Raw genomic sequence first — 17,577 nt, forward strand, 5'->3', positions numbered from 1 at the left:
GGTCAGGCCTCCTTGCGGGCTACGGCGAAGATCCTTCGGAACGGGAAGACGGTTCCGCGCGGCCCGCTCGGGTAGGCCGTGCGGAGCCGGTCACGGTATTCGGTGAGGAAGGCGTCGACGGCTTTCCGGTCGTCGCCGAGAGCGGTGAGGACGGGTCGCAGGGCGGTGCCCTTGACCCAGTCGAGCACCGGGTCGGGTCCGTGCAGGAGCTGGTGGTAGGTGGTCTCCCAGACGTCGGCGGTGCAGCCGAGCTCGGTGAACCGGGCGAGGTATTCGGCGGGTTCGAGGAGGTGGATGTAGCGGGCGCCGTGGCCGGCGAGGCGGGACCGCCAGCGCGGGGTGTCGCAGAGCTCCGCGAGCAGGGCATGGCTGGGGGCGGTGAAGTTGCCGGGGATCTGGAAGGCGAGGGTGCCGCCGGGGCGCAGGCCGTTGATCCAGGCGCCGAACGAGCCGGGGTGACCGGGAACCCACTGGAGGGCGGCGTTGGAGACGATCAGGTCGTAGGGCTCCTCGGGGAGCCAGCCGGCGATGTCGCCGTGGCGGAAGTCGAGGCTGCCGCCGCCGGCGGTGGGGCCGGCGTACTGCTCGGTGGCACGCTGGAGCATTTCCGGCGAGAGGTCGAACCCCGTGATGGAGGCCTCGGACCAACGGGTGGCGAGCAGAGCGGTGACGTTTCCGGGGCCGCAGCCGAGGTCGGCGATGCGGGCGGGGCTGGTGGGGAGCTCGGGTATGCGGGTGAGCAGGTCGAGGAAGGGCCGTGTGCGGTGGCCCGCGTGCCGGAGGTACTGCTGGGGGTCCCAGGTGGGCGCGGGATGCGCGGTGGACGTGGGGGTCCCTGCACGCACGGTATCGGAATACATGTTCGAGCCTCCCTGCTGGCGGGGCGATCGGAAGCGGAATCCGTTCCGGCCCCCTCCATGCCCCATGCTCAGTTCATTTATATCTCGATATCAAGATGCTCGCAATCGAGATACTTGGGATGAAGAGACTTCACATCGACAGACCCCTTACACTGATCGGCATGGAGGACGAGGTCGACCGACTGGTGGCGGCATGGCGGCGGGAGCGCCCTGACCTCGACGTGGAACCGCTCGAGGTACTGAGCCGCGTCAGCAGGCTCGCGCGCCATCTCGACCGCGCCCGCAGGCTGGCCTTCGCCGAGCATGGCCTGGAACCCTGGGAGTTCGACGTCCTGACGTCGCTGCGCCGCGCCGGCGCCCCCTACCAGCTCTCCCCCGGCCAGCTGCTGACCCAGACCCTGGTCACCTCCGGCACCATGACCAACCGCATCGACCGGCTCGCCAAGAAGGGCCTCGTCGAACGGCTCCCGGACCCCAGCGACCGCCGCGGGGTCCTGGTCCGGCTCACGCCCGAGGGGCGGGACCGCGCCGACCAGGCCCTCGCCGGGCTGCTGGCCCAGGAACGGGCGATCCTGGCCCAGCTCTCGCAGAGTCAGCGCGGCGATCTCGCCGGACTGCTACGCCAGTTGACCGCTCCGTTCGACAACATCCCCGGCTAGGTCGGCGGGCCGTACGCCGGCCCGCCGGGCCAGCGCCACCGCGGCCAGCGTGGAGTGCACACCGAGCTTGCCCAGGACGTTCTGCATGTGGGTGCGGACCGTGTGCGGGGACAGGAACAGCCGCGCCGCCACGTCCTTGCGGCCCAGCCCCGCCACCATGCAGCGCAGCACCTCGTGCTCGCGCGGGGTGAGGGACTCCACGAGCCGTTCGCTGTCCGTGCGGTGCTTGCGCGCCGCGGTCAGCTCCCGCAGCACTCCGGTGAGCAGCGCGGGCGGGAGGTGGGTCTCCTCCCGCAGGACCCCGCGGACGACGGCCAGCAGGCGCGAGAGGGAGCAGTCCTTGGCCACCCACCCCGAGGCTCCGGCCTGGAGGGCGAGAGCGGCCCGACGTGGGTCGTCACGCTCGGCGAGGACCACGGTGCGGACCCCGGGGTGGGCCACCCGCACCCCGGCCACCAGCGCGATCCCGTCCGAGCCGGGCTGCGGCGGCCCGGCCCCCGGCTCCCGCTGGGCAGGCACGGCCCCGGCGACCGCGCCGAGGTCGGCGTCGACCAGCAGGACGTCAAAACGGCGGCCCTCGGCCACCGCGCGTTCGAGGCAGCGCAGCGCGGCGGGACCGCTGCCGGCCGCGGACACGTCCACGTCCGGTTCGGCGGCGAGCGCGGCTGCGAGCGATTCGGCGAAGATGCGGTGATCGTCGACGACGAGAACCCGGATACGAACCACAAAACCCCCAAGGGTAGGGGAACGGACGACGGCGGGTACGGCGCCAGGACCGGGTGATCCGCAGCCCGGCCGCCGCCGAGACATATCTGCACTACCCCGGACCGGACGACGTACCCGACGTGTCTCGACCCCTGAATCAACACCGGCCCCCACCGGTGTCACGCATCAGCGTAGGGCCGGGGGCGGCTCGCAGTTGGCCGAATAGCAGAAGTTTTCCCCGCAGATTTCGGGGGTGCGGCTTCCGCGGGGGCTCAGCCGTGGCTTGAAATCGCCTGAACCGGCGGCTGTGGGACGCCCGGCGCACGGGCGCGTGCCACTGGCAGGTGCACGGGGGGCATTTCACCCGGCGCGTGCACGCCGGGCGCCCGCGCGCTGCGCACGGCCGCAGCGCACGGCTCGGCCCCACACGCCCCCAGCGGGCGCGTGCCGGACCCGGGCGCCCCTGCCGGGCGCCCGGGTCCGGCGCGACCGCCGCACGGACGGGTCGGCCGACGCGACGCGCCGGGGCCGGCGGCCGGCTCCTTCCCCGCGGAGCAGGAAGAGGAGCCCCGGGGCGGAAGGAGACCCGGTCAGGCGGTGTGCGTGCGCGCGAAGTTCCACGCGTCGCGGATGATGCCGGTCAGGTCCGAGCGGCTCGGGGTCCAGCCGAGGCGCTCGTGTGCCGTGCGGGCGGATGCCACCAACATCGCCGGGTCGCCGGCCCGGCGCGGGGCGACGACCTCGGGGATCTCCCGCCCGGTGACCTTGCGGACGGTCTCGATGACCTCGCGGACCGAGAAGCCGCTGCCGTTGCCCAGGTTGCAGATCAGGTGCTCTCCGGGGGTGGCGGCGCGCAGGGCGGCCAGATGGGCCTCCGCCAGGTCGGCGACGTGGATGTAGTCGCGCACGCAGGTGCCGTCCGGGGTCGGGTAGTCCTCGCCGAACACCGAGATCGACTCGCGCTCGCCGAGCGCGACCTGGAGGACCAGCGGGATCAGGTGCGTCTCGGGGCTGTGCCGCTCACCGAACGCGCCGTAGGCGCCGGCCACGTTGAAGTAGCGCAGGGACACCGCGGCCAGGCCGTGCGCGACGCACTCCCCCGCGATCATGTGGTCGACGGCGAGCTTGGAGGCGCCGTAGGGGTTGGTCGGCGCGGTCACCGAGGCCTCGGTCAGCAGGCCCTCGGCCGGCTCGCCGTAGGTGGCGGCGGTGGAGGAGAAGACGAGCCTGCGCACGCCGGCCTCGCGCATCGCGGCCAGCAGGGCGAGGGTCCCGCCGACGTTGTTCTCCCAGTACTTGCCCGGGTTCACGACGGACTCGCCGACCTGCGAGGAGGCGGCGAAGTGCAGCACGGCGTCGTAGGAGGGGTCGATGTGGCGGGCGGCGTCCTGGATCCGGCCCTCGATGAACGCGGCGCCGTCGGGGACGCCGACGCGGAAGCCGGTGCTGAGGTCGTCGAGGACGGTCACCTCGTGGCCGGCCTCCAGGAGGTGGGCCGCGACCACGCTGCCGACGTATCCGGCGCCACCGGTTACCAGGTACTTGCTCACTCGCCTACTGCCTCTCGCGGGGGACCACGCGCGCGTGGGTGCGCGCTTGGGCACTGGCTTACCCGATGCGGCGCCCGCGGGGGAAATCGGCGGCTCCCGGCCGCCGTCCCGGTCAGCCCTGCGGTGGGGCGGACGACGGCCCGGGCAGGGCCCGGTCGAGCAGGCCGGTACGGGCGGCCAGTGCGGCCGCCTCCAGCCGCGATCCGACCCCCAGCTTCATCAGCACCCGCTGGACGTGCGTACGGGCGGTGCTCGGCGCGATCTCCATGCCGGCGGCGATCAGCCGGGTGTCCTCTCCCTCGGCGACCCGCACCAGGACCTCCACCTCGCGCGGAGTCAGCAGCCGGAGCAGCCTGCTGCCTTCGTCGTCGGGCTGGGCCGCGGGGTTCAGGAGTTCCGCGAAGGCGCCCTGGAGCAGTTGCGGGGCGATCGCCGACTCGCCCGCCCGCGCCTTGGCCAGCGCCCGCTCCACACCCTCGATGCGCTCGTCCTGGCGTACGTAGCCGCAGGCGCCGGCGGCGAAGGCGGCGGCGATCCCGCGCGGGCTGGGCACCGGGCCGAGGACGACCACGGCGATCTGCGGGCGCTCCCGCCTGATGCGCACCACGGGCTCGAAGGCCCCGGGCTCGGCGGGTGCGGCCGTACCGAGGAGGCAGACCTCGGGGGCGCGGCTGATGACCAGCTCGGCGGCGCCGGCCGCCGGGGCCGCGGCCGCCAGCACCCGGTGGCCGCGCAGCTTCAGGGCAGAGGCCAGCGCCTCGGCCAGCAGCCGGTGGTCGTCGACCACCACGACCCGTACGCCCATCGAGGAATCCACCCCCACCCTTCTGACCCGGCAAGCTACACGCTTGTTCGACGGTGCGAGGGGGATACCGCGCAGAAGCCCCCGATCGGTACGGACCGGGGGCTTCGGGCGGTGCTGTGCGGGTCAGCTCGCGGTGAAGGACACGAACAGGTATTCCGGGTCGGTCGAGTACGGCTTGCTGACGTTCTGCTTCGACATGAAGAGCTTGCCGTTGCGGTAGCGCAGCTCGGAGGAGAACTCGGGCGAGAAGGAGGTCTCGGCGCGCCGGACGTCCCTGTCGGCCGGGTTCTCCATCAGGAGGGTCTCCTTCATCGTCGTGCCGTCGATGCTGACGATCTGGCCGCCCTTGTCGTACGGGGGGACCTTGTAGGCGATGATGTTCGGCCCGTCCATGCGCAGCGGAAACATGGTGTACCGCTCGCCCGCGTCGGCCCGGTCGGTGGTCTGCTTTCCGGTCTCCAGGTCGAAGGAGAGCAGTTCGTTGGTGCGGCCGGTGGGCGACTGGCCCTGGTGCTCTGCGGCGGGCACGTAGATCTTGCCGTTGCCGACGACCATGTTGGAGCACTTCTCGACGTCGGTGGAGCCGCACTTGGCGGCGAAGGTGCCGGCGGCGAGCGGGATGCGCGCCTTCAGCTCACCCTTGGGGTCGACGACGAACAGGTCGCTGACGCCCTTGCCGCCCTTGGCGTTGTCGCCGACGTCGGCCGCCACGACGAACGGCTGGGTGGAGACGATGTGCGCGTACTCGATGCCCGGCGAGAGCTTGTAGGAGCCGGTGGGCGCGCCCGTGGCGGGGTCGAGGAGCTGGGCGTGCAGCGTGTAGTTGGGGTGCCGGCCGCACTTGCGGATGGCGGCGAGGGCCTCGCCTCCGGCGTATCCGGTGTCACGGCAGCTGTCGCCGTCGACCTTCGGCTGCCACAGGTTCTTGCCGTCGGCGAGGTTCCAGGCGGCGCCGCCGCCGGAGACGCCGGCCGCGGCGACGGTCTTGCCGCTGAGGGTGATCTCGGAGAACTGGACGGGCTTGTCGCCGCCGTTGGCGCTCTTGATGTTGCCGGACCAGGCCAGCTTGCCGGCCTCCAGGTCGATGACGCCGACCTCGGTGCACGGCGGGTACTTGTTCTCGGCGGTGGACGGGGTGGGCCTGAAGAGGACCGCCGTCTTGTTCTCGCTGACGTGGTGGGTGGCGCCGCAGATCTCGCCCGTGAGCGGGACCTCCCACTTCTTGCCGCCGTCGACGAGGTTGTAGCCGACGACCTTCGACACGTCGGACTTGACGTAGGTGGTGTCGGTCAGCCACGAGCCGTTGACGGACACCAGGTCGGTCACCGTGGGCGCCGGGTGGTTGTAGAGGGTCTTCGACTTGGGGTTGGCGGGGACCTTCTCGCTGCCGGCCGCGGCGGGCTGGTTCTTGTCGCCGCCCTGGGAGGCGCCCGGGTCGCCCTGCGCGGTGGTCCCGCCGCCGTCGCCCGAGGCGTACCAGAGGCCGCCGCCGACGATCAGGACGATGGCCAGGAGGGCCGCGCCTACGATCATCAGCTGGGTGCGCTTGTCGCCCCCGCCGGCCGGGGGCGCGGGGGGTGCGGGCGCGGCGTACGGCGCGGGCGCGGCGGGCTGCTGCGGATAGCCGTAGCCGGGGTCGGCCTGCGGGTAGCCGTACGCGGGCTGCCCGGCCTGCGGATGCGGGGCGGCGGGCGGCGAGGGCGGTCCGGCGGGCGGCATCGGCGCTCCGAACCCGCCGGGCGGGGGATCCTGCGGCGCTCCGAAGCCGCCGGACGGCGGCTGGCTGGGGGGCGGCGGGGTGCTCATCGGTTGCTGTTGCCTCTCGGTGGACGGCGCGTTGGGCGGGTGTTCACTTGCCGAAGACCATCAGGAGCTTCTCGTCCTTGTCCTGGGCGACCAGTCGGGTCGTGGAGATGAAGAAGCGCCCGTCGGAGTAGTCGACGTCCGGGGAGTAGAAGGAGCTCTCGATCGGGGCGGAGGGGCCCGAGGGGTGGCGCAGGAGCGCGGTCGGGGTGCTGCCGTCGGCGGGGATCGCGACGACCTCGCCGCCCTGGCGGGTTTCGGCCCTGCGGTAGGCGATCAGCTGTCCGTTCGCCGCCTTGAGCGGCTCCAGGGTGCGGCCCTCGCCCGCCGGGACGCGCCACTTGGCCTTGCCGGTGTTCAGGTCGAAGGCGACGATCTCGTTGGCCTTGCCGGGGGCGGTCCTGGTGGGCAGGTAGAGGGTGCCCGCGTCGACGACGGCGGTGGCACAGCCCTGCAGGGAGTCGTCGCGGCTCACGCCGCACTCGGTCGAGAAGCTGCCCTCGCCGGAGAGCGTGGTGCGCTGCTTGCCATCGGGGCCGAGGACCACGACGGAGCTCTCCTTGGTGGTGGCGTTCGTGAGGTGGAGGACGATCGGGTCGACCCCGTAGACGCGGGCCACCTTCCAGCCCTTGGGGAGCCGGTAGGTCCACGTCTTCTTGCCGGTGACCGGGTCGGCGTCCTGGACCTCGACGATGCTGTCCTTGTCGTAGCAGGTAGCGACGCCGATCAACTTGCCGTTTCCGGCGGCGTAGGCGCCCGGCACGCAGCCCTCGGCAGGGCTGCCGAAGAGCTTCTCACCGGTGCTGATCCGGAAGGCGGTGGCCCGGGTGAGCCGGTTGACGGTGACGGTGTCCCCGGTCATGGCCAGGCTGGGGTCGAGGAACATGTCGAAGGCGCTCTCCTTGGACACCTCCTTCGACCAGCCCTCCTTGCCCGCCTTGAGGTCGACCATGCGCATCTGGTTGCAGTCGGCGGTCTCCGACGGACCGTTCTCGTACAGCACGACGGTCTTGCCGTCGTCGGTGGTCTTCCGGGTCACGCCGCAGATGTCGGCAGGGAAGGTGATCGTCCACTTCTCCTTGCCATCGGCGACCGAGTAGCCCTTGATCGTCTTGCCGACGGTCTTGGCCACGGTGTCGCCCACGACCCACTGGCCGTGGGTGCCCACTCCGGCCCCTGGACCGTCGATCTTGGTGGTCTTGAGCCAGAGGACCTTGTCCTCGCCCTGCTTGCGGCCGGCGTTGAGGTCGGTCTGCTGGTTGCCGCCGGGGCCGCTGCCGTCGCCGACGTCCACGGACGGGGAGCCGGAGGGCTTCGCGTCGCCGGACTCCTGGGCGACGGGCTGCCCGGGGTCTTCGTCCCCGGTGCCGAAGGCGAGGTAGCCGACGCCGCCGAGGACGAGCGCGGCCGCGACGGAGGCCGCGATGAGCAGGGGCAGCTTCTTCCTCGGCGGCTGGCCGGGCGCGCCGGGCGGGGGCGACTGCAGGCCGTGGGCCGGGTAGGCCGGGACGGTGGGCGGCTGCGGCGCGTAGCCGGGCTGCGGCGCGTAGCCGGGCTGCGGCGGGTGTGCGGGCGCTTGCGCGTAGGGGTTCTCGCCCGGCGGCGGGAAGCCGTGGCCCTGCTGCGGCGGGCCGGGCAGGTGTCCGTAACCGGAAGGTGTCGGCGGCTGGTTCGGCGGCTGGGGCGGCTCGGTCATCAGCGCACTTTCGGCTTCGGAGGGGGCGGGAGTTTGACCTTTCTATCACTGACGCCGCGCATACAACGGACCGGTCCGCCCCCTGTTCCCAAGGGAGGACCGGCCCGTGACGCCGCCGTTATCGGGGCAGTTCGCCCCGGAGACCCGCGGAATCTACGCCTCCTCGGCGAGCTCCAGCCAGCGCATCTCCAATGCGTCGCGGTCGGAGAGAAGTTCGCGCAACTCCGCGTCGAGTTTGGCCACCTTGTCGTAGTCGGTGGAGTGTTCGGCGATCTGGGCGTGCAGGTTCCCCTCGCGGTCGGCCAGCTTGTTGAGCTGCCGCTCGATCTTCTGCAGTTCCTTCTTCGCCGCGCGCGAGTCGCCCGACGAGGTGGACTTGGCCGCTGCGGCGGCGGCCGGCGCGGGCGCCGGGGCGGCCGCCTCGACCATCCTCTGACGGCGTTCCAGGTACTCGTCCAGTCCCCGCGGCAGCATGCGCAGGCTCGCGTCGCCGAGCAGCGCCATCACGGTGTCGGTGGTGCGCTCGATGAAGAACCGGTCGTGGGAGATCACGATCATCGAGCCGGGCCAGCCGTCGAGGAGGTCCTCCAGCTGGGTCAGGGTCTCGATGTCGAGGTCGTTGGTGGGCTCGTCGAGGAAGAGGACATTGGGCTCGTCCATCAGCAGGCGCAGGATCTGCAGGCGGCGGCGCTCGCCGCCGGAGAGGTCGCCGACCGGCGTCCACTGCTTCTCCTTGGTGAAGCCGAACTGCTCGCACAGCTGGCCCGCCGTCATCTCGCGGCCCTTGCCGAGGTCGACGCGGTCGCGGACGCGCTGGACGGCCTCCAGGACCCGCAGGGACGGGTCGAGTTCGCCGACCTCCTGGGAGAGGTAGGCCAGCTTGACGGTCTTGCCGACGATGACCCGGCCCGCGGCGGGCTGGGCCTCGCCCTGGGTGCGGGCGGCCTCGGCGAGGGCGCGCAGCAGGGAGGTCTTGCCGGCGCCGTTGACACCGACGAGACCGACGCGGTCGCCGGGGCCCAGGTGCCAGGTGAGGTGCTTGAGGAGGGTCTTGGGGCCGGCCTGGACGGTGACGTCCTCAAGGTCGAAGACGGTCTTTCCGAGGCGGGCGTTGGCGAAGCGCATCAGCTCGGACTTGTCGCGCGGCGGCGGGACGTCGGCGATGAGCTCGTTGGCGGCCTCGATGCGGTAGCGCGGCTTGGAGGTGCGGGCGGGGGCGCCGCGACGCAGCCAGGCAAGCTCCTTGCGCATCAGGTTCTGCCGCTTGGCCTCTTCGGTGGCGGCGATGCGCTCGCGCTCGGCGCGGGCGAAGACGTAGTCGCTGTAGCCGCCTTCGTACTCGAAGACCTCGCCGCGCTGGACGTCCCACATGCGGGTGCAGACCTGGTCGAGGAACCAGCGGTCGTGGGTGACGCAGACGAGCGCGGAGCGGCGCGCCTGGAGGTGGCCGGCCAGCCAGGCGATGCCCTCGACGTCGAGGTGGTTGGTGGGCTCGTCGAGGATCAGCAGGTCCTGGTCGGCGATGAGGAGCCTGGCCAGGGCGATGCGGCGGCGCTCGCCGCCGGAGAGCGGGCCGATGACGGTGTCGAGGCCCTGGTTGAAGCCGGGCAGGTCGAGGCCGCCGAAGAGTCCGGTGAGGACGTCGCGGATCTTGGCGTTACCGGCCCACTCGTGGTCGGCCATGTCGCCGATGATCTCGTGGCGGACGGTCGCCGCGGGGTCGAGGGAGTCGTGCTGGGTGAGGACGCCCATGCGCAGGCCGCCGGACTGGGTGACGCGCCCGCTGTCGGGCTCCTCCAGTTTGGCGAGCATCCGGATGAGGGTGGTCTTGCCGTCGCCGTTGCGGCCGACGACGCCGATCCGGTCTCCCTCGGACACGCCGAGGGAGATACCGTCCAGCAGAGTACGTGTGCCGTACACCTTGCTGACTGCCTCGACATTGACCAGATTGACGGCCATCAGACGCGCTCCAGGGAAGGGGTGTGGATCAGCCCCTCAGCCTAACCCTCCGGGCCGGGGCTGACCGTTCCACCAGCCAGGCGCCGCCCAGTGCCATGGCGATCGCGGCGGGCGCGGTGACCGGGAGGGCGACGAGCGTGGCGCTGTGGCCGTCGAGGAGGCCCCCCAGCCCGGTCATGGACAGGCCCAGGACGCCGAGCAGGCACAGGGTGATCCCGAAGGCGGCAACGGGGCCCGCGGCGGCTCCTGCGAGAGCGGCCGGGCCGGCCGGTGCGGGGGCCTCGAAGCGGCGCAGCAGGGCGACCAACACACCAGTCAGCGCGGCCGCCGCCAAGATCCGTACGGGGACCTGCGCCCACCAGGCGGCGGTGGCGGGTTCCGGCAGGTCCATGCCGAGGGCGAGCTGGGCCCCGTACACGGCGAGCATCGCGGTGAGGTGCCAGAGGAAGGCGGTCATGGCGACGCCGTTCGCGGCGACGACCGCACGCCACACGCGGGGCCGCGCCAGCCGGGCGGCGGCGGGCCGGGCGGCGAGCTGCACGGCCCCGACGAGCCACAGTCCGTGGCACAGCAGGGCCATGGTGGGCGGTGCCATGTTGGAGACCTTCTCTCCGGGCATCCCGACCATGGACAGCGGGTACGGGCCGAAGGCCACCAGCAGCGCGGCCCCGGCGAGGCCGGCGGCGGCGAGGGCGGCGGGGCGGCGGATGCGTCCGTCGGCCCGCAGGAAGCCGAGCTGGTGGACGGCGAGCCAGACCAGGGCGAAGTTCAGGAACTCCACGTACGGGACGCCGAATGCGAAGCGCAGGACGTCGACGAGCGCGGCGGCGCCGGCGAGGGCGGCGAAGGCCGCCCAGCCGTGGCGCTCGTGCAGCCTGAGCAGTGGCGGGGTGAGGGCGACCATGGCCAGGTAGATCCCGATGAACCACAGCGGCTGGGTGACCAGCCGCAGGGCGGCACCGGTCAGCGTGCCGTCGCCGCGGCCGGCGAGCTGCACGGCGAGCGCGACGGCGGCCCACACCAGGACGAAGACGAGGGTGGGCCGCAGCAGCCGGCGCAGCCGAGCCCGCAGGAAGGCGGCGTAGACGGGCCCTTCGGTGCGGCGGGCCAGGGAGCGGTAGGACAGGGCGTGCGAGAAGCCGCCGACGAAGAAGAAGACGGGCATGACCTGCAGCCCCCAGGTGAGCACCTGGAGGGCCGGCACGAGGGCGAGCAGGTTCCCTATGCCGTCGCCGCCGACGGCGGCCATCAGCCAGTGCCCGGTGATGACGGTGCCGAGCGAGGCGACGCGCAGCAGGTCGACGTACCGGTCGCGGTCGGCTGGGGTGGCGGCGGCCATGGTTCGCGCACTGACTGTCATGACCCCACGGTGGCCCCGGCCGGGCGTCTCCCGACAGGGTGCGGATACTCAACTCCGGCCTGAGTAGGCCGGAGCCGGGTCGCGCAGCCGGGTCGCGCAGCCGGGTCGCGCAGCCGGGGGTCAGGACGGCAGGACCGTGGCTCCCGGAGCGGGGGACCAGGCCGTGTGGGTGGCGCGGCAGGTGCCCGAGGCGACCAGGGCTGCCGCGACCTTGGCGGCGGCTTCCCCATCGGCGACGAGGAAGGCCGTGGTGGGGCCCGAGCCGGAGACCAGGGCGGCGAGGGCGCCGGCGCCGAGGCCCGCGTCCAGCGTCGCCCGCAGGGACGGCCGCAGCGAGAGGGCGGCCGGCTGGAGGTCGTTGGCCAGGGTGGCGGCCAGGGCGTCCGGGTCTCCGGAGGCGAGGGCGGCGAGAAGGTCCGGCGAGGCCCCGGGCTCCGGGACCGCGACATCGGCGGTGAGGCGGTCGAACTCGCGGAAGACGGCCGGGGTGGACAGGCCGCCGTCGGCCACCGCGAACACCCAGTGGAAGGAGCCGGCCGTCACCGGGGTGAGCACCTCGCCGCGGCCGGTGCCGAGCGCGGCGCCGCCGACCAGGCTGAACGGGACGTCGCTGCCGAGCTCCGCGCAGATGTCGAGGAGCTCCCCGCGCGGGGTGTCCAGGCCCCACAGGGCATCGCAGGCCAGCAGGGCGGCAGCGCCGTCGGCGCTGCCGCCGGCCATGCCGCCCGCGACGGGGATGCTCTTGGCGATGTGCAGGTGGACCCGCGGTTCGAGGCCGGCCCGGGCGGCGAGGATCTCGGCCGCCCGCGCCGCGAGGTTGGTGCGGTCCAGCGGGACCTTGTCGGCGTCCGGGCCCTCGCAGGTCACCGTGAGCGCCTCGGCCGGGGTCGCCGTCACCTCGTCGAAGAGGGACACGGCGAGGAAGACGTTGGCCAGGTCGTGGTAGCCGTCGGGGCGGGCCGCGCCCACGGCCAGCTGGACGTTGACCTTCGCGGGGACCCGCACGGTGACGGGCGTCGTACGGGTGCTCTCGGGGCGCGTGCTCACAGTGCGGGCCTCTCCGGGGCGGGCTTGTGCTCGGCGATCGCGGCGAACTCCTCCACCGTCAGGGACTCGCCGCGGGCCTGCGGGGAGACGCCCGCGGCGACCAGCGCGGCCTCCGCGCCCGCCGCCGATCCGGCCCAGCCGGCCAGCGCGGCGCGCAGGGTCTTGCGGCGCTGCGCGAACGCCGCGTCGACGACCGCGAAGACCTCTTCCTTCGTGGCGCTCGTCCTGACCGGCTCGGTGCGGCGCACGAGGGAGACCAGGCCGGAGTCGACGTTGGGCGCGGGCCAGAAGACCTTGCGGCCGATGGCTCCGGCGCGCTTGACGTGCGCGTACCAGCCGGCCTTGACGGAGGGCACGCCGTAGACCTTGCTGCCGGGCTCGGCGGCCAGCCGGTCGGCGACCTCGGCCTGGACCATGACGAGGGTCCGCTCGATGCTCGGGAAGCGGTCGAGCATGGTCAGCAGGACGGGTACGGCCACGTTGTAGGGCAGGTTCGCGACCAGTGCGGTCGGTGCCGGGCCGGGCAGTTCGGTGACCAGCATCGCGTCGGAGTGGACCAGCGCGAAGCGGTCCTTCTTCGCGGGCATGCGGGCCTCGATGGTTGCGGGCAGGGCGGCCGCCAGGATGTCGTCGATCTCGACGGCGACGACCCGGTCGGCGGCCTCCAGCAGCGCGAGCGTCAGCGAGCCCAGCCCGGGGCCGACCTCGACGACCACGTCGTCCGGGCGGACCTCGGCGGTGCGCACGATCCGGCGCACCGTGTTGGCGTCGATGACGAAGTTCTGCCCCTTCTGCTTCGTCGGGCGTACGCCGAGGGCGGCGGCCAGTTCCCGGACGTCGGCGGGGCCCAGAAGGGCGTCGGGGGCGCTGGGCGCGGGGTTATCGGGCTGCTGCTCTGCGGTGCTCACCGGTAAAGCGTCTCAGATCGGCCGAGTGGTCCCGACTACGACGTGAGCCTGCGGCCGCAGTGGGGCCACGGGCTCGCCCCCCGCTGCACGTAGAGCTTCTTCGCCCGGTAGGTCTGTTCCGCGGCCGGGGCGTCCTGCGGGCGGCCGCTGCCGCCCAGACCCTGCCAGGTGCGCACGTCGAACTGGTACAGGCCGCCGTACGTCCCCGAGGCGTCGGTGGCGGAGGGCCGGCCGCCGGACTCGCACTGGGCGAGGGCCGCCCAGTTGAGGCCGTCCGCGCCGGCGACGGAGCGGGGCAGGGGCCGGGTGCCGATCCTGACGTACTGGGTGACGGGCTCGCGCACGACCTCGTCGGCGATGGCTCGGGGCTTCTGCCGGACCCCGTTGACGGTGCGCAGGCTGTAGGTGACCCTGCGCACCCCGGGCCGGCCGGCCCGCTCGACGATCTCGGTCCCGGCGAAGAGCTCGGCGTCATCGACCCGCTCGGTCCCGAAGGGAATGCGCTCCTCGCGGACCTCTCGGGTGCCGGTGATGCGGAGCACGGTGACGGTCTGGCCGTCGCGCGGGAAGGCAGTGGGCGGCACGGAGGTGGTGTCCTGGTCCCGGAGGGTGATGCCCGCCTGGTCGAGGGCCTCCTGGACGGTGGCGGCGTTGGTGCGGACGGTGCGTTCGCGGCCGTCGGCCATGAAGGTGACGCTCCGCTCGGTACGGACGCTGAGGGTCAGGCCGGAGCGCGGTACGGGGGCGGTGCGCGGGGCGGAGAGGTGGGCGCCCTCGGCACGGATGCCGAACTGGCGCAGGGCGCCTTCGACGGTGCGGGCGGTGGTCCACACCTGGCGCTGCTGTCCGTCGAGGGTCAGGCGCAGGGGGCGGCCGTAGCGGACGACGATCTCCTCGCCGTCGTCGAGGGGTTCGCCCGGGGCGGGGGCCACGAGGTCGTGGGGGCCGACGTCGAGCCCTTCCGCGGCGAGCAGTTCCTCCACGTCCCCGGCGAAGGTGTGCAGGTGCCTCGGGACTCCGTCGACGGTGAGGCGTACCGACTTGTCCGCGGCGACGAACGCGGTCGTGCCACCGGCCAGGAAGGCGACGACCAGGGCCTGGGGCACGATCCGCCGCCAGTCGGCACCGGATGCGGGGGGACCGGGGAGTACCGGTCCGGTGGCGCGGCGGCGGCCGTGTCCCGTCCCGGCGTGCGGAGGGGCGGGGAGAGCCGGTGCGGCGGGGCCGCGGCGGCGGCCGGTGCCGGCCGGGGGCTCGTCGAGGGAGGTGCGGCCGCGGGCCCGTCGGCCGGGGGCGAGCGCCCCGACGTCGGCGATGGTGGGGGTGGGCGTGGGGGCGCGGCGGCGGCCCGTTCCTGGGGCGGGTACCGGCACGGGCCCTTCACCGTCCTGGTCCTCGGCGCGCGGGGCGGGGAGGGGGACGGCCGGTTCCGTCTCCCACGACGAGGGTCCGGCGTCGACCGGACCGGCGTCGACCGGACCGGGGTCGCCGGGAGCGGGACCGACCGGACCGGCTTCGGCGGCGGGCCAGACCGGCCAGGCCGGCCAGGCCGGGGATCCGCCCCCGTACCCGTCCGGGACGGGAGCGCCTCGGAGGTGGCTGCCCTGCGTATCGCTCACGACGCTCGCTCCCCTGGTGGTCCGGCACCCGCTGGTTGCGGCACGGCACCCTAGCCGAGGAGTCATTACGGAACAAAGTCGTATGACTACCCTACGTGCCCGTCCGGGGTGGGGCGGTCAGTAGTCGAAGGCGCGGGACGTGTTGGCCGCCAGGGCGGTGGCCATCGCGTCCTCGTCGATTCCGCGGACCGCGGCCATCGCGCGCACCGTCAGCGGAATGAGGTACGGCGCGTTGGGCCGTCCGCGGTAGGGCGCGGGGGTCAGGTAGGGCGCGTCCGTCTCGACGAGGACCAGTTCCAGCGGGGCCACGGCCAGCGCCTCGCGCAGCGGCGCGGCGTTCTTGAAGGTGACGGTTCCGGCGAAGGACAGGTAGTAGCCGGCGGCGGCGCACTCGCGGGCCATGTCGGCGTCTCCCGAGTAGCAGTGGAAGACGGTCCGCTCGGGGGCGCCCTCCTCGCGCAGGACGCGCAGCACGTCGGCGTGGGCGTCGCGGTCGTGGATGACGAGGGCCTTGCCCTGCCGCTTGGCGATCTCGATGTGGGCGCGGAAGGAACGCTCCTGCGCGGCCACGCCCTCGGGCCCGGTGCGGAAGAAGTCGAGGCCGGTCTCGCCGACAGCCTTGACGTGGCCGAGGGCGGCCAGGGCCTCGATCTCGGCGAGGGCGTCGTCCAGGGCGGCCTCGCCGCCGCCGGTCCGGGCGCCCTGGCGGGACCAGCCGTCCGGATCGCCGTGCACGATGCGCGGGGCCTCGTTGGGGTGTAGGGCCACGGCCGCGTGGACGTTGTCGTACGCGGCCGCGGTCTCGGCGGCCCACCGGGAGCCCTTCACGTCGCAGCCGACCTGGACCACGGTGGTCACGCCGACCGAGGCGGCCTTGGCGAGGCCCTCCTCGACGGTTCCCGCCTGCATGTCCAGGTGGGTGTGCGAGTCCGCCACCGCCACCCGGAGCGGTTCGGGCAGCGGCGGAGGTGCGTCCTTGGATGTGGAGGAAGGGCTCATGGGCCGATCCTATGACCGGCGCAGGAACCCCTTCAGCCGGGAGAGCAGGCCCCCGCGCTTCTCGTCGTCGCCGACGGCGACGGGGCCGGGGGCGTCGTGGCGCTCGGCGGACCTGCGGGGCCCCGGAGTGCGCGGGACGTTCGCTCCCGCCGGCACCGGCCCGGCGATCCCGGGCGCTATGCGGTGGTGGTAGAGGCGGTCGATCGTCCCGAGCACCGAGGAGACCTGCCCCGCCCGCATGATCCGTACGACGTGCCCGCCGCAGTTCATGCAGCTGGGGTTGGACAGCGGGGAGGGCACCCGCTCGCCGTCGACCGTGTACATGATGAACGGTTCGCCGCGGCCGTCGACGTGGTGCTCGATCCGGTACTCCTGCTCCCAGCCGTACGCGCAGCGCATGCACGCGAAGGAATACGCCTCCTGCACGGTGTGCACGTCGGGGCTGGAGAAACGTGCGGGTGCCGAGGCCTGGACGGGTACCGGGGTGTCTGCGATCTCACTCATGCCAGCTCCTCTTGTTCCACTGGTGCCTTTGCCAGTGGACGCCTCTTCGGGCGGGAGCGCATCAGGTCCTGTCCAGTGTTGGACGGCCTTTGGGCGACTCATGCCCAAAGCGCCCGGCGCACGGTCTGAGCTTTGCCTTTCAGGTTAGCCCTTTACCGGTTCATGGCGCCTTTCGTGCCGCATTCTTTGCCGCCACCACCGCGTCGAAGACGTCGCGCTTGGGTACCCCGGCCTCGGCCGCGACGGCCGCGATGGCCTCCTTGCGGCGCTCCCCCGCCTCCTCGCGCACCCGCACCCTGCGTACGAGCTCCTCGTCGTCCACGTCGCCCGGCTCGGCGTCGGGGGCGCCCTCCACCACGACGGTGATCTCCCCGCGCACCCCTTCGGCGGCCCAGGCGGCGAGCTCGCCGAGGCCGCCGCGCCTGACCTCCTCGTAGGTCTTCGTGAGCTCGCGGCAGACCGCGGCCCGCCGCTCGGCGCCGAAGACCTCGGCCATCGCCACCAGGGTGTCGTCGAGCCGGTGCGGGGCCTCGAAGTAGACCAGTGTGCGGCGCTCGCCCGCGACCTCGCGCAGCCGGCCGAGGCGCTCGCCCGCCTTGCGCGGCAGGAAGCCCTCGAAGCAGAACCGGTCCACGGGCAGCCCGGACAGCGCGAGCGCGGTGAGCACGGCGGACGGCCCGGGGACCGCGGTGACCTTGATGTCCTTCTCCACGGCTGCCGCGACCAGCCGGTATCCGGGGTCGGAGACGGACGGCATGCCGGCGTCGGTCACCAGCAGCACGCGGGCGCCGCCGGAGAGGGCCTCGACCAGTTCGGGGGTGCGGGCCGACTCGTTGCCCTCGAAGTAGGACACGACGCGCCCCGTGGTGTGCACGCCGAGCCCCTGGGTCAGCCGGCGCAGCCGCCGGGTGTCCTCGGCGGCGACGATATCGGCCCGCTCCAGCTCCGCGGCCAGCCGCGGCGGGGCGTCGGCGAGATCGCCGATGGGGGTGCCGGCGAGGACGAGGACGCCTGCCGGGGAAGTGGGCTCGGTACCGCGGGGCTGGTCAGTTGTCACCCGCCCATCCTCTCAGCCCTGCGGCTCGTCACCCACGCCACTGGGG

Annotated in this window: 15 protein-coding genes; 1 reads left to right on the forward strand and 14 read right to left on the reverse strand. The window is 73.2% G+C overall.

What is annotated here, in order from left to right; translation table 11 throughout:
• Positions 1-2: 2 nt before the first annotated feature.
• Positions 3-860 carry a trans-aconitate 2-methyltransferase gene (locus tag R4Z63_RS12620; RefSeq protein ID WP_384450144.1) on the reverse strand — a complete coding sequence of 286 codons (858 nt, stop codon included), beginning with the start codon at positions 858-860 and terminating at the stop codon, positions 3-5.
• Between the two features lie 161 nt (positions 861-1,021).
• On the opposite strand from R4Z63_RS12620, the gene R4Z63_RS12625 reads away from it, so the two are divergent.
• A complete protein-coding gene (locus R4Z63_RS12625) occupies positions 1,022-1,519 on the forward strand; it encodes a MarR family winged helix-turn-helix transcriptional regulator (protein WP_037925187.1) in 498 nt (165 codons plus the stop codon).
• Here R4Z63_RS12625 and R4Z63_RS12630 read toward each other — a convergent pair.
• The 13 genes from R4Z63_RS12630 to rsmI form a co-directional block, all read right to left on the reverse strand.
• The gene (locus R4Z63_RS12630; protein WP_037925185.1) at positions 1,478-2,245 is read right to left on the reverse strand and encodes a LuxR C-terminal-related transcriptional regulator; all 768 of its coding nucleotides are present in this window, start codon (positions 2,243-2,245) and stop codon (positions 1,478-1,480) included. The genes R4Z63_RS12625 and R4Z63_RS12630 overlap by 42 nt on opposite strands.
• A 569-nt stretch (positions 2,246-2,814) precedes the next feature.
• Complete coding sequence (gene galE, locus R4Z63_RS12635; RefSeq protein ID WP_037925183.1) at positions 2,815-3,774, reverse strand: UDP-glucose 4-epimerase GalE; 960 nt, start codon at positions 3,772-3,774, stop codon at positions 2,815-2,817.
• Positions 3,775-3,886: 112 nt separating this feature from the next.
• Positions 3,887-4,579 (reverse strand): response regulator transcription factor, encoded by a 693-nt coding sequence (locus tag R4Z63_RS12640; RefSeq protein ID WP_037925180.1) that lies wholly within the window; start codon positions 4,577-4,579, stop codon positions 3,887-3,889.
• 123 nt (positions 4,580-4,702) lie between these two features.
• Positions 4,703-6,385, reverse strand: coding sequence for an outer membrane protein assembly factor BamB family protein (locus R4Z63_RS12645; protein WP_384450139.1), 1,683 nt, complete (start codon positions 6,383-6,385; stop codon positions 4,703-4,705).
• A gap of 43 nt (positions 6,386-6,428) precedes the next feature.
• On the reverse strand, positions 6,429-8,078 hold the full coding sequence (locus R4Z63_RS12650; RefSeq protein WP_384450136.1) for an outer membrane protein assembly factor BamB family protein: 1,650 nt from the start codon (positions 8,076-8,078) through the stop codon (positions 6,429-6,431).
• Positions 8,079-8,231: 153 nt separating this feature from the next.
• Positions 8,232-10,037, reverse strand: a complete 1,806-nt coding sequence (locus R4Z63_RS12655; RefSeq protein WP_384450133.1) for an ABC-F family ATP-binding cassette domain-containing protein — start codon at positions 10,035-10,037, stop codon at positions 8,232-8,234.
• Between the two features lie 28 nt (positions 10,038-10,065).
• The gene (locus R4Z63_RS12660; RefSeq protein WP_384450130.1) at positions 10,066-11,397 is read right to left on the reverse strand and encodes an acyltransferase family protein; all 1,332 of its coding nucleotides are present in this window, start codon (positions 11,395-11,397) and stop codon (positions 10,066-10,068) included.
• A 120-nt stretch (positions 11,398-11,517) separates the two neighbouring features.
• Positions 11,518-12,444, reverse strand: coding sequence for a 4-(cytidine 5'-diphospho)-2-C-methyl-D-erythritol kinase (locus R4Z63_RS12665; protein WP_052031119.1), 927 nt, complete (start codon positions 12,442-12,444; stop codon positions 11,518-11,520).
• On the reverse strand, positions 12,441-13,352 hold the full coding sequence (gene rsmA / locus R4Z63_RS12670; RefSeq protein ID WP_037925167.1) for a 16S rRNA (adenine(1518)-N(6)/adenine(1519)-N(6))-dimethyltransferase RsmA: 912 nt from the start codon (positions 13,350-13,352) through the stop codon (positions 12,441-12,443). The genes R4Z63_RS12665 and rsmA overlap by 4 nt, the downstream gene beginning before the upstream one ends.
• 35 nt (positions 13,353-13,387) lie before the next feature.
• Positions 13,388-14,725: a resuscitation-promoting factor gene (locus R4Z63_RS12675; protein ID WP_491522631.1), complete on the reverse strand. Its 1,338-nt coding sequence runs from the start codon at positions 14,723-14,725 to the stop codon at positions 13,388-13,390.
• Positions 14,726-15,088: 363 nt separating this feature from the next.
• Positions 15,089-15,970, reverse strand: a complete 882-nt coding sequence (locus tag R4Z63_RS12680) for a TatD family hydrolase (RefSeq protein ID WP_037925164.1) — start codon at positions 15,968-15,970, stop codon at positions 15,089-15,091.
• 9 nt (positions 15,971-15,979) lie between these two features.
• Positions 15,980-16,474, reverse strand: coding sequence for a hypothetical protein (locus tag R4Z63_RS12685; protein ID WP_037925161.1), 495 nt, complete (start codon positions 16,472-16,474; stop codon positions 15,980-15,982).
• Between the two features lie 160 nt (positions 16,475-16,634).
• Entirely contained in the window at positions 16,635-17,531 is an 897-nt protein-coding gene (rsmI, locus tag R4Z63_RS12690; protein WP_052031118.1) for a 16S rRNA (cytidine(1402)-2'-O)-methyltransferase, read from the reverse strand.
• Positions 17,532-17,577: the final 46 nt, after the last annotated feature.

The sequence above is a fragment of the Streptomyces sp. PL-29 genome, assembly GCF_058344425.1.